General features: G+C 65.4%; 12 protein-coding genes. 4 read left to right on the plus strand and 8 right to left on the minus strand.

Annotated features, from left to right (window positions below):
* Positions 1-164 precede the first annotated feature (164 nt).
* Complete coding sequence (locus ACIA75_RS32295; RefSeq protein ID WP_397110833.1) at positions 165-1,121, plus strand: helix-turn-helix domain-containing protein; 957 nt, start codon at positions 165-167, stop codon at positions 1,119-1,121.
* Positions 1,118-1,318 carry a DUF397 domain-containing protein gene (locus ACIA75_RS32300; RefSeq protein ID WP_397110834.1) on the plus strand — a complete coding sequence of 67 codons (201 nt, stop codon included), beginning with the start codon at positions 1,118-1,120 and terminating at the stop codon, positions 1,316-1,318. The genes ACIA75_RS32295 and ACIA75_RS32300 overlap by 4 nt, the downstream gene beginning before the upstream one ends.
* A gap of 406 nt (positions 1,319-1,724) precedes the next feature.
* Here the strand turns inward: ACIA75_RS32300 and ACIA75_RS32305 are convergent, their stop codons facing one another.
* Positions 1,725-2,267: an LppA family lipoprotein gene (locus ACIA75_RS32305; RefSeq protein WP_397110835.1), complete on the minus strand. Its 543-nt coding sequence runs from the start codon at positions 2,265-2,267 to the stop codon at positions 1,725-1,727.
* A 34-nt stretch (positions 2,268-2,301) separates the two neighbouring features.
* Complete coding sequence (locus tag ACIA75_RS32310) at positions 2,302-3,966, minus strand: alpha/beta hydrolase (RefSeq protein ID WP_397110836.1); 1,665 nt, start codon at positions 3,964-3,966, stop codon at positions 2,302-2,304.
* A gap of 87 nt (positions 3,967-4,053) precedes the next feature.
* Between ACIA75_RS32310 and ACIA75_RS32315 the strand changes: the two genes are divergently transcribed.
* A complete protein-coding gene (locus tag ACIA75_RS32315; RefSeq protein ID WP_397110837.1) occupies positions 4,054-4,380 on the plus strand; it encodes a WXG100 family type VII secretion target in 327 nt (108 codons plus the stop codon).
* Positions 4,381-4,410: 30 nt separating this feature from the next.
* Here the strand turns inward: ACIA75_RS32315 and ACIA75_RS32320 are convergent, their stop codons facing one another.
* Complete coding sequence (locus ACIA75_RS32320) at positions 4,411-5,055, minus strand: hypothetical protein (protein WP_397110838.1); 645 nt, start codon at positions 5,053-5,055, stop codon at positions 4,411-4,413.
* Between the two features lie 133 nt (positions 5,056-5,188).
* Positions 5,189-5,926 (minus strand): TioE family transcriptional regulator, encoded by a 738-nt coding sequence (locus tag ACIA75_RS32325; RefSeq protein WP_397110839.1) that lies wholly within the window; start codon positions 5,924-5,926, stop codon positions 5,189-5,191.
* Positions 5,927-6,006: 80 nt separating this feature from the next.
* On the opposite strand from ACIA75_RS32325, the gene ACIA75_RS32330 reads away from it, so the two are divergent.
* Complete coding sequence (locus tag ACIA75_RS32330; protein ID WP_397110840.1) at positions 6,007-7,197, plus strand: erythromycin esterase family protein; 1,191 nt, start codon at positions 6,007-6,009, stop codon at positions 7,195-7,197.
* A 76-nt stretch (positions 7,198-7,273) separates the two neighbouring features.
* Here the strand turns inward: ACIA75_RS32330 and ACIA75_RS32335 are convergent, their stop codons facing one another.
* From ACIA75_RS32335 to ACIA75_RS32350, 4 genes are all read right to left on the minus strand, one after another.
* The gene (locus ACIA75_RS32335) at positions 7,274-8,014 is read right to left on the minus strand and encodes a hypothetical protein (protein ID WP_397110841.1); all 741 of its coding nucleotides are present in this window, start codon (positions 8,012-8,014) and stop codon (positions 7,274-7,276) included.
* Between the two features lie 202 nt (positions 8,015-8,216).
* Complete coding sequence (locus ACIA75_RS32340) at positions 8,217-9,476, minus strand: amidohydrolase family protein (protein ID WP_397110842.1); 1,260 nt, start codon at positions 9,474-9,476, stop codon at positions 8,217-8,219.
* Between the two features lie 245 nt (positions 9,477-9,721).
* Positions 9,722-11,149 carry a FadD3 family acyl-CoA ligase gene (locus ACIA75_RS32345; RefSeq protein WP_397110843.1) on the minus strand — a complete coding sequence of 476 codons (1,428 nt, stop codon included), beginning with the start codon at positions 11,147-11,149 and terminating at the stop codon, positions 9,722-9,724.
* Between the two features lie 25 nt (positions 11,150-11,174).
* A complete protein-coding gene (locus ACIA75_RS32350) occupies positions 11,175-12,371 on the minus strand; it encodes an amidohydrolase family protein (RefSeq protein ID WP_397110844.1) in 1,197 nt (398 codons plus the stop codon).
* Between the last annotated feature and the right edge of the window lie 19 nt (positions 12,372-12,390).

Consider the following 12,390-nt stretch of genomic DNA (forward strand, 5'->3'; position numbering starts at 1 on the left):
GTCCGGCGGGGGCACATGGACGGTGCCGGACCCTCCCGCAACAGTTTTCGGTGTTGCGGTAGCGATGTTCTTCGAAGGTGAGTCGAAGAACGGCCTGCGCGGGGCGCTTCTCCAGTAGATAGGACCGGCACCGCGTTCCGCTGCTCCTTCGCCGGGGAAATGCCGTGGCGCGAAGACTTTTCCACCACGGCGCCTTCCATATCGAGACAATCCAGTTAGCGAGGGTAAATATCGTGGGTAGTGGGTCCATGCTTCCCCGCCGCGCGTTGGGGCGGCAGCTGCGTAAGATGCGCCTTCGGGCGGAAATGACACAAGCTGGTGCCGCGCGTGCCGCGGAGACGTCGCCGCAGACCTACGGTCGGCTCGAAGACGGCCTCAAGACCAAGGTCACGGATATGGCCATGAACGCCCTGTGCAATGCGTTCTCTGCCACGGATGAGGAAAGAATCACGATCCTCGACCTGGCGCGGGCGATCCGGAAATTCGCCGCGTCGGATATCGAGTGGTGGCAGGCGCCTCGTCATGCGCTGCCCAGCATCTTCAAACACTTTGTCAGCATGGAAGAGGCAGCGACGCAGATTGTTTCGTGGCAGACCGGCCTGGTTCCGGGTTTGCTGCAAACCCGAGAGTACCGCCGGGCCCTGCTGTGGGCAGAATTTCCGGACATGCCATCACAGGAGGTGGAATCGAGCTTGGATGTCCTCATGCGGCGACAGGAACTGCTGGACAAGGCCGATCTTCACTTCGAGGCGTTGATCGCGGAATCCGTGCTGCACTCGGTGATCGGTGGCCCTTCCGTTATCGAGGACCAGCTGTCGCAGCTGCTGGCAGTTTCGCAGCGGCCGAACGTCACACTGCGGATCGTGGGCCGAGATGCCAAGGACCCGGTCGGCGTGATTGCCGGGTCGTTCGTCTTTTTCGATCTTCCGCCCTTGCCGACATCACGGATGCGGCAGCCACCGGTAGTCTACTTGGAAGGCTATCTGGCGACCACGTATGTGGAGACCGTGCCCGAGGTCACCAAGTATTCGCAGGTCATGGATAGGCTGAGACGGGTGGCGCATTCGGAAGAGAAGTCGAGAGCCCTGGTATCAGAAGCGTTGGAGGTGCGGGAACAATGAGAGACTCGACCGGGGCCCCGTGGTTCAAGAGCAGCAGAAGCCAGGGGCAGCGGGACTGTGTGGAGGTCGCGTTCCTCGGCAGTGGAACGGTCGGCGTGCGTGACTCGAAAGACCCAACCGGCCCGGCCCTGGCCTTCGGCCCAGCCGAATGGGACGGATTCGTCGCGGCTCTTACATCCGGCAGGTTCCAGCGTTGACTGGTGCCAGGTAGGACAGGTAGGCGCGATGTGCCGGGCGTCACCGGCTACGTCGCCGCACCGGTGGAGTCAGATAACTGCTTTTGGTCTTCATGATTCGGACAGCGACCGAGTCTCTACCCGAATCGGTCGCGTAGGTGGGCGAAATGACTACCGAATTGATCGCACAATGGAATCGCGGGACCGTCTGATCGCTCGATCAGGCGGCCGGATCGCGGAAATGGTCCTTATCTGAACCTATTCCGCTGGCTCCAGTCGTTCGCGCGTTGGAGCATGGCACCGGATCGGATCGAACCACGACGAATGGCGCACCGAGCTGGTCGATTCCGTCGTCGTGGCTTGAGGAGATGGTGAGGTCGACTGTGGTGGGCCGTTGTCGACCGGCGCATTGTGCGGCAGGCGCTGTTCAGGGGTGCGGTGCGGAGTGGAGGTCTTCGGCGCTGTAGCGGCAGCCGGTCAGCCCTCTGATTGACGACGCTACGCGTGTGCCGATATTGATCTGATTCCCTTGGTCGGGAGAGTGCAGGGTTATGTCGTGGTGGCCTGGCTCATCGAATCGGATGGTGAAGACCGTGATGCCTGATTCCGCCGCGATCCGCCGGGCTTCATCGATGATGGGAGGCCACGCTGTATCGCTGATCGGAACCGGTGAGATGAGCGTGTCAGTGGTCTTCGATGTGCCATCGGTCTTGTTGTAGGCGCGCGGGCAGCCGAGCGGGCTCTGCGTACGATTGAGCTTCTTTTCCCACACCAGTTCCGGCGCGATGGCCGCCGCGGCATCAGCGATTCGCTCGACGACGAGGGTGAGCTGTTGGTGGGTTTCCTCAACGGAGGGGAGTTTGCGCATCTGCGCTTCGGCGTGGGCGATTTCCTCGGGGGTGGGTGTGTCCTCCTCCCGCTGGTATGCACTGCTCGTGCATCCGGTGAGGAGGAGCGCGGTCAGGGACACCACGGCACAGATTCGCGTGAGTGAGCAGGCCATGTCAGCGCACCGCCAGGTGGGGTAGCCCGGCGATCACGACAGCCATGTTGTAGGCGGCGGTGCGGAGTTCACCGTTTGCGCTCGGCCGGGGATATTCGCTGTGACCGTTGGAATCTTCACGGGAGACACCATCGGGTGTGGTGGCTCCGAGAACCGAGAGTTGTTCCAGGTTCGTTGTCACCGGATCGGGTCCGAATACGCCGAAACCGTCACCGAAGACGATCGGATCGTCGTGAGCACGCATCACGTAGGCGCGGCCCGGTGCTAGCCCCAGATCGGCTTCGTCGTCGGCGAATACACCGGGCGACCCGTAGAAGACTGCATCGTCGACCACCCCGGCTTCACTGGCATGCTGCAAAGCGAGCGCGGTCGTCACCGAGCCGTAGGAATGGCCGAGCGCGGTGATGTGGGGATCCTCCCGGTTCGATGCGGCGTCGAGGCCGGCGAAGAAGCCGGCGAGTTTCGGGGCGCCCTTCTCGGCTAGTGCCGCGTTCGCCGCATCCGGGCCGATTTCGGGAGGCGGCTCGTATCCGAGCCACGCGATCGCAGCCACCGGCTCGTCGGAGCGCCCGGCCTCGTCGAGTTGTTTCACGGTTTCCTGTTGCAAAGCAACCGCTTCACCGGCCATGCCATCCAATGACGGGATGGTTGTCGACACCCCTGGCGTAGTGACTGAGATGTGGGCTGCGTTGTCCGGGTCGCCGATCGCAATGGCAGCCATGCCTTTGTCTCCTGATTGCATGTCCAGCAGCAACAGCCGCGCACCCACATTCGGGTCGTCCGGGTCGAGCGGGTGTTTCTGGAGGGTGGCTTCGAGCGCGTCGAGGTCTTTCAGTTTCGCCTGGACCTGGGCCAGATCGGTTTCGTAGTTCGGGTTTTCGACGGTCGATTCGTCTATTTCGCGTTGCAGCCGGTCGCGTTCGAGGATCAGGCGGGCGCGTTCGTCGTCGATGCGGTTGACGTTGGCTTCGTGGCGAGCCATGGACGGGATGCCGTCGCGGTTGCCGATCCATTCGGGGTGTTGCTCGATGACTTCGCGGCGTTGCTGGTCGCCGAGGGCGTTCCAGTAGGCGTTGTTCTGTTCCGGGGTGGCGTTCTCCGGTGGGGCGAGGGCAGTGAGTGCGCCTTGGGTTTCGCCGGCGGTGGCGGCTGCGGCGGTGTCGGTGGCGCCGCCGTCGTCGATCTTTCCGTCGGCGGCCTTGTTCAGGACGGCGGCGGCGTCGGCGATGATGTCGTCGGCTTGGCGCATGACGGCGCGAGCGGCGTCGATCAGTTCAAGGCGTAGTGGCTCCACTGTCGCAGAGTCGGGGGCGTCGGGTTTGTCGGCGATCGTGACGTGCCCTGCGTCCCAGACTTCCAGCCCGTTCTCGGCGGCACGGCGGTCGATATCGGCCAGGGTCGCCTTCAGGTGCGCGACGGCTGCGCGGGCTTGGGCGGTCATTGCCCGGACGGCGCCGAGGGCGGCGGCCTCATCGGTCAACTGGTTCGAGGTGTCGGCGAATCTGCGCTGGGCGGCATCGGCGGCGTCCCCGCTCCAGCCGGGAATATTGCGAATATCGGCGAGTTGTTTGTTCACGTCGTCGATGGTGGTGATGCGGCGTGACAGTGAGGTCTCGAGTTGTTCGAGGGCCAATTCGTTCCACCAGCGGATATCGGGTAGCAGCATGGAATGTTCCCCCCGGAAAGTTTGCGCCTTCGATCTTGCTGACGTTAGGGTAACCGAGTTTACGATTCTTGGGCGCAAGGGGGAGTGATGCCCGATACCACGTCGATCGATTCACCGGCGCTGCACGCCGCCGCCGATCGGCTCGATTCGTTGTTCGGCGAATCGGGCACAGTGCTGCATGAGGCCGATCAGGCCATCGCGGACAGTGTCGAGGGCTGGAAAGAAGCGGCAGCGACCGCGTTCGGGCGGTTCATCGGCTACCTCGAGGGCCGCCGGTCGCTGTTGCAGACCAATCTCGGTGAGATGTCGGAGTTGATGCGAACCACGGCCGACAGCACCCAGGTGCAGGACCAGGCCACCTCGCAAGGGTTACACGGCCAATCGCCGTCGGGGCCTGCCAGCCTCGCACTGTAGCCAGGGACTGCTGCAGGACCAGGGCCGAACTCAGCGGACGGCGCTGCCGGCTCGGGCGTACGTGATGACATCCCGGGTGTATTCCGACGGTTCGCGTCCGGCGCAGCAGGCATAGAGGTGCTGTATGGCCTCGTCGAGCCGCGGCCCCGGACCGTGGCCGGCCAGCAGGACGACGATCGTCTCCCAGGTGCCGATATGCGGATCGGCCTGCGCCACGAGCTCGTCGAGGTAGTTGTCCGGTTCGACCAGGTGGAGTGCGCGGCGCGCGTAGGCGTGTATCCGCCGCGGGAGTTCGGTTCGGACGGTGTCGATATCCGTTGGCAGGACGTGCCCGTCCGGGGCGGAACGCAGGAGCCACGGCTGCGCCGGAGTCCGAGGTGCGATCAGGTCGGGACCGGTAGCCTCCGCCAGCGGTATCGCCGGCAGCCCCAGCCGGGAATTGCGCCAGTTGCCGAATTCCCACCAGGCCGTCGGTGTGGCGGCGAGGTGCAGGTCGAATCGGAGTACCTGCTGCCCGTCTGTCCATGTGCGGGAGGCGCGCGTACGCCCGACGGCGGCGACACCGCCCGGTTCGACCCGTACCCACCGTGGATCACTGCCGTGAAACCCATAGGGCTCCAGCAACTTCTGTGCCTCACGCAGTAGCCGGCGCAACGCCGGATCGGGTCTGACCATGTCGGCAGATTAACGCGGCGGCCCGACAGTCGCGTGCACGCCCGCTCCTGACGCCCGGGGATCCCTTGCGGGAGACTCGGGCGGGAACATGCGGGGCACGGGAACATGCGGGGCAAATGAGGGGCCGGTGCCGTCAGTGTTCATCCGGTGTCGTCCCGGCCTGATCGCGGGTGTGGTGCAGGTAGTCGCCGAGCCGGCCGGCGGCTTCGAGCATGGCGACTCCTTGCGCGGTGAGTCTGCGTTGCCATTCTTCGAGGGCGGTGGCCAGGGCGTCGGTGCCGCCGGCCGTGCGGATCTGTTCGACCACGGTGGCGATGTGGTGCAGCCCGTAACCGCCACGTCTGAGAAGGTGAGCGAGCTCCGCATCTCGGATATCGGGCGCGCGGTAGATGCGGTATCCGGTGGCCGGGTCGCGGGTGGGCGTGAGGATGCCGGCGACTTCCCATTTACGCACGGTGGCCGGAGTGAGGCGGAGATGGCGCGCGAGTTCGCCGACGGTGCGGGTGGTGCCGGGTGGTCGGCCGGTGATCGGGCTGGTTGCCGCGGTCAGGTGACCGGTCGCTTTCCGGACGGCGTCCAGGGTTTCGCGGTCGCGGAGTAGCTGCTGGTGGCCGCGGTCGATCGAGATCAGGGCATTGTCGAGTTCACCGTGGTGGATTTCGGTCATGATCCGGCCGCCCAGCGCATGCCCGTACGCCGCGACGAGGGCGAGGTAGGCCCGCAGCGCGGCTGCGTGTACCTCGGTGTAGACCCGGTAGCCGCTGGGCGTGCGTTCGGCGGGTGGGAGGAACCCGTCCCGCTCGTAGTTGCGGACGGCCTGGGTCGAGAGTCCGTGTTCGCGGGCGAGATCGGTCGGGCGCAGCGTGTTCACCGGTTTGAGACTTTACCGCACAATTACGCGCACTATTCGACAAAAGTCTCAACCGAGATTTCAAAGATACGATTGAAGAAATGACCTTCGAATTCGACACTTTCCTCATGCACCCTGTCGACCTGCTGGCATTCGGTGAACCGACCCATCTGGAACCCGCCTTCGCGTGGACCCGTAACGACCTGTTCGCCGAGTTGTCCGGCCGTGGGTACCGGTCCATCGCCCTCGAGACCGATCGGGTGGCGGCCCTCCTGGTCAACGACTATGTCCAGGAGGGCATCGGCACGCTCGACGAGGTGATGCGTCAGGGCTTCTCGCACGGCTTCGGGGAGCATGAGGCCAACCGGCAGCTGGTTGCCTGGATGCGGGAGTACAACACCGGCCGTCCCACGGAACAGCGAGTGGCGTTCCACGGCTTCGATGCCGTGATGGAGACGATGAGCGCGCCCAGTCCGCGCCGCTATCTCGAATACGCCCGCGACTACCTGGGTCTCGACCTCGACCTGGCGGATCTGCTCGGCGCGGACGAACGGTGGCACCGCACGGAGGCGGTCATGGATCCGGCGCAATCACCCGGCGCGACCGCCGCGGCCGATACCGCCCGGGTCCTCGCCGACGATATGCTCACCGAGCTCTACACCCGCGCCCCGGAACTGCGGGAGAAAACTTCACGCGCCGGCTGGTTCCGGGCCGAAACGCACCTCACCGCGGGTCTGGGTGTGCTGCGGTATCACAAACAGGCGGCGCAGCCGGTCGGGCAGGAGGCCCGGTGGACCCGGATGTGCGCCACCCGGGACGCGCTCATGGCGCAGAACCTCCTCGATATCCGGCGAGTCGAGTCCGGGCGGGGCGCGACGCTGGTTTTTGCCCACAACGCTCACCTGCAACGGCAACCGAGCTCGATGCAGCTGGGGGATATGCACCTGGTCTGGAACAGTGCCGGAGCGATCGTCGACGCGCTGGTGGGGCCCGAGTACGCGTGGATCATGGGCAGTCTGGGCCGTGACGAGTCCCTCGGCCTGCACGAGCCCGCACCGGATACCTACGAAGGATTTCTGCAGACCCGTGTCCCCACCCGAGGATTGATCGACCCCGCCGGAATCCCGGATGCCCGCACCCGCACGGATCACACTGCCGCGCACGGCTTCTTCCCGATCGACCGGGCGACCGTCGAAACTGCCGACGCGGTCCTGCACATCCACGATGGCGCCGCGATTCGGCAGCCGCGGGAAGACGAAATGCGTGAACCCGTGCTCGCGCATCGGGTGTGATCACCGTCCGCCGCCGTCCGAGGCACGGACGGCGGCGGTTCGGCCGGCCCGCGGAAGGTGCTCGGCCGGCGGCGGTTCAGCGGGCGAAGGTCGTGGTGTGAGCGGCGGCAACCAATGTGACGAGGTCGGCGCTTTCGGCCTGGTCGAGGGCCGCGAATGCCGGGGCGATGAGGTCGTCGGTCACCGACTCCGCCTGTTCCCAGGCGCCGCGATGCTCATCGGTAATTTCCTCGAAGGGCTCGGGCCAGCCGTACCAGCGGGCCTGGCCGGGACCGTCGTTGAGCGGTGAACCGGAGATGAGCACGGCCTGCAGTGGGGTGATTCCGGCCGCTCGGACCGCGAGCAGGTGCAGACCGCCGCGCAGTTCGCGCAGGACATGGGCGAGTTGCATAACCCGGGCGGGTGCGTCGGTGGGTAGCGGCATCGCCCGCCAGCCCGCGAACAGCGGCAGCCCGGCGGGATAAGCGGCCGCGACAACGGTTTCCAGCAACGCCGCGAGCCGCGCCGATTCTTCGAATCCGCCGAGTTTGCGCCGGCCGAACTCTTGACAGGCCTGCGCGTACCGCTGCGCGGCCTTCTCGGCGGGCAGCGACACCGACTCCCATGCCGTGCGGATCGACTGCTCCGGGAAGAATCCGAACGCCGCGGTGACCACGTCGGCATCCACCTCACCGAGGACACCGCCGCGGCCGCGGGTGTAGGGGCCGAAGAATTCGTCGATACCGGTTTCGGCCGCGTACATCCTCGCTTCCCGGGAGAACATGAACCCGCCGCCGAGTTCCTGAATATGCCTGTTCACGGTGCGGCCGATCGACATTCCCGGTTCCCTTCTCGCCTGACATCCGCAGTCACTGTAACTGGTTCTTACGATGTACGGACCAGGTATCCGATGAGCGCTTCCGGCTGTTCGATCGTGCTGGGCCTATCACGCCACCGACCCCCGGACCGGGTGCGGTCCGGGGGCCGGGGGATCGGCGAACGCGGTAGGGCGGATGAGGGTCGACCCTCCGCGCCCGGGATCAGCTCGCGTGCTTGGCCGCGTAGCGGTCCGCGTACTCCTGGCGGGTGGTGGTGGACAGGTCGACATCGGCGCCCCTGGCACGCAGGGCGCCCACCGTCGACTCTTCCCGGGGCTGGTGCGCGAAGGGGTCCCAGTTCAGGAAGCGGCAGGCGTTTTCCCAGGTGATCTTGTTGATATCGGCGTCGTCGGCGCCGGCCCGCTCGAGCTCGTTCAGGACGAACTCCGGGGCGCCCGGCCACAGGGAATCCGAATGCGGGTAATCGCATTCCCAGGCGATGTTCTCGATACCGATATCGTGCCGGAGCTTCAGCGAGGTCGGGTCGGTGACGTAGCAGGCCAGGACGTGCTCCCGGAACACTTCGCTGGGCATCCGGCCGCCGAAGTCGCGGCGCAGCCAGCGCTGGTTGGTGTAGTGCCGGTCGGAGCGGTCCAGGAAGAACGGGATCCAGCCGACGCCGCCCTCGGACAGCGCGACCTTCAGCTTGGGGAACTTGCGGAAGGCCGGGCCCCAGAGCAGGTCCTGGACGGAGATGAGGGAGATGCTGGGGGCGAGCACCATGAGATTGTCGATCGGTGCGTCCGGCGCCAGCTTCAGCACGCCGAATCCCTGCCCGATGTGCAGGTTCATGACGGTGTCGTTATCGCTGAGCGCCTGGAACACCGGGGACCAGTAGTCGATATCGTGATAGCTGGGCAGGCCGTCGATATGCGGCAGCTCGGGCATGGTCACCGAATGGCAGCCCTTGGCGGCGACGCGTTCGATCTCGGCGACAGCGAGTTTCGGGTCCCACAGCGGCAGGATCGACAGCGGGATGAACCGGTTCGGGTAGGCGCCCGCCCATTCCTCGATATGCCAGTCGTTGTAGGCGGAGATCATCGCGACGGTGATCTCGTCCATCCCGCCGCGGCTCAGATGCCCGGCGCTGAAACCGGTGAAAGTGGGGAAGCACATGGACCCGAGGACACCGTTGGCGTCCATATCGCGCACCCGGTCGTGGATGTCGTAGACGGCGGGTCGCATTTCCGCGTAGCCGGCGGGGTCGTAGCCCCATTCTTCGGGAGGCCAGGAGACGACCGCGTTGAGTCCGGTGACACCGGTCGGCCGGTCCCGGTAGATCCACCGATCGATGCCGTTGTCGTCCATGACGACCTTGGGCACGTACTCGGCGTACTTCTTCGGGGTGTGGTTGGCGAACATATCGCGGGGCTCGACCACGTGGTCGTCGATGCTCACCAGAATCATGTCGTCGATATTCACCGGACTCCTCGCTGTTCAAGGTCGACGCCGGGGCTACCCGGACCTGGGAGATCCAAAATCTCCGTAAATGAGAATCGCACTCTCGCTTGTGTCCGACGATACACCGTGCGCCCTTCGGAGGTCGAGATAGTGCGCCCCCCGATTTGTCGCTCGCGTATTCACCGCGGGAAACGAAGACCAGGACGGGCGAGCTCGCTTCGGCACGATGCCGGCACGGCCCACCCGTCCGGTGGACTTCTTGCGCTTCAGCGCAACTGATCCTTCATCACTTTGCCGGTGGCGTTGAGCGGTAGCTCGTCCAGGAAAACCGCCGACCGCGGCACCTTGTACCCGGCCATCCGTTTCTTGCACCAGGCCAGGAGCTCGGCTTCGCCGATCTCCGAGCGCGCCACCACGAACGCCTTACCCACCTGACCGAGCCGTTCGTCGGGAACCCCGATCACCGCCGCCTGGGCGACGGCCGGATGTTCGAGCAGGAACCCCTCGATCTCGGCGGGATAGGCGTTGAACCCGCCGACGATATACATATCCTTTTTCCGGCCGATCACCTTCAGCCGGCCGCCCTCGTCCAGGCTGCCCAGATCGCCGGTGTGCAACCAGCCGTCGGAATCCACCGCGGCCGCCGTACCTTCGGGATCGTCGAGGTAGCCCTGCATCACGCTGTAGCCGCGGATGAGGATTTCGCTGTCCTCGGCGATCCGGAGTTCGATCCCGTCGCAGGCGCTGCCCGCGGTGGTGGCGATCTGCTCGAAGGTATCGCCGGGGCGGGAGGCGGTGGCGGTACCGGCCTCCGTGAGACCGTAACCGGTCATGATCGACTGGAACGGGAGTTCCTCGCGGACCCGGCGGATCAGGTCGACCGGGATATCGGCGGCCCCGGTGACCGCTGCCCGCAGCGACGAGATATCCCGGCTGCCACGGTATTCCAGCAGCGAGTGATACAGCGTCGGCGGCCCGGGCAGCATGGTGATCCGCTCGGTCTCCACCAGTTCGAGCACCTTGTCGACGTCGAAAACCGGTACCGGGAGCATGGTGGCGCCGCGGGTCAGCGACGCCACGATTCCCGCCTTCAACCCGAAGGTGTGGAAGAACGGGTTCACCATCAGGTACCGATCGCCCTCGCGGAGATCGGCCAGATCGCACCATTCCGCATAGAGCCGAAGCGTCTGCAGATGGTTCATCATCACGCCCTTGGGGCGGCCGGTGGTCCCCGAGGTGTAGATGATGTCGGCGATATCGGTGCCCGCCACCTCGCGTTCGAACGGCGTGCCGCTGCCGAGGAAATCGGACTTCAGGTCGAAGACGGGTACTCCCGGCGGCGCCGGATACTCGCCACCGAGAAAGCCCTTCTGCACCAGCAGTGCCTTGGCGCCGCTGCGGCGGATCACATCCGCCGCCTCTTCGGCCTTGAACCGGGTGTTCACCGGGACCAGGACACCGCCCGCGGTCAGCAGACCGAGGGCGGCGATGATCCATTCCGCGGAGTTGGGCGCCCAGATGGCCGCCCGGTCGCCTTTGCCGATACCGGCTTCGGCGAACGCACCCGCGGCCCGGCGAATCCGGTCCGCGAGTTCCGTATAGGTCAACCGCAGGTCCCCGTCCACGACCGCTTCGGCATCACCGAAGCGGTCGGCGGTGGATAGGGCGAGCTGCGGAATGGTCTGCCACGTCATACAGTGTCCTTCGGGTATGACTCGGTCAGACCTTCAGCAGCCGCGCCAGGTTGCCGCCCATGATCTTGGCCTGGTTCTCCAGCGGCATATCCTTGATCTCGTTGATATAGCGCGCCGGCTCGGCCAGGCCCTCGGGATGCGGCCAGTCGGAGCCGAACAGCACGTGGTCGACGCCCATGACGTCGGACAGGCGCTGCAGATCCTCTTCCCAGAACGGGCTGACGTAGAGGCTGTGCTTGATGGCTTCCACCGGATCGCGGAAGCCGAAGCCCTCCGGCGCCTTCTTGTAGACGTCGGTCAGCTGCTGCAGCAGCGGCTCGAGCCAGGCGGAACCGTTCTCGATCACCGAGATCTTCAGGTCCGGGAAGCGGTACAGCGCGCCGTGGCACACCCAGGACGCGACCGCGTCGGTGACGGGACGCCACTGGTTGGTCATCGCGAAGGTATTGGTCTTGAACGGCAGCATCTCCAGCGCGCTGCCCTCCCACTCGGCGTCGAACCGCGAGTAGCCGCTGTCCGAGGAGTGCATGGTGACCAGCACGTCGAGTTCGACGACCCGCTTCCAGAACGGATCGAACTCGGGCAGTGCGAACGACCGCATACCGCGGAAACCGGGAACCGGGGCCGGGCGGATCAGGACCGCCTTGGCGCCGTGCTCGACGACAGCCCAGTTCAGCTCCTCGATCGCCTTCTCGACGATCGGCAGGGTGATCACCGGGATGGTGAAGATCCGGTCGGAATGGACGAAGCTACCGTCCTGGCCCCAGTCCTCCAGCATCCACTGGTTCAGCGAGTGGATCACCGCGTGGATCAGTTCGGGGTGATGCCGCATCCGCTCCTCGACCAGGCTGGCCAGGGTCGGGAACATCAACGCGCGCTCCAGCTGGAGGTCGTCCATGACCTTCAGCCGGGCGATCGGATCGCGGAAGGCGTCGATCGCCTTCATCGACTTACCGAAGATCTCGCGCCGGCTCTTCCCCTCGGGGTTGCCGTGCTTGAAGTACTCCTCCATGGCGCCGGGCCGGGCCACGACGTCGAAGGTGGGGTTGGGAATGTACTCGCTGATCTGGCCGAGTACGGCGATCTTGGTGCGGCCGTTGATCTCGATGTACTGGATGGCGCCCTCGTACTCCTTGGGCAGGTGCCGGGTGAGCGCTTCCTTGGTCTCGTAGAGATGGTTGTCCGCGTCGAACAGCTGATACGGCAGATCGACTTTGCTCATGGAATCCTCCTTGGCTATT

This window comes from Nocardia sp. NPDC051750 (assembly GCF_044453135.1).
GTDB lineage: Bacteria > Actinomycetota > Actinomycetes > Mycobacteriales > Mycobacteriaceae > Nocardia.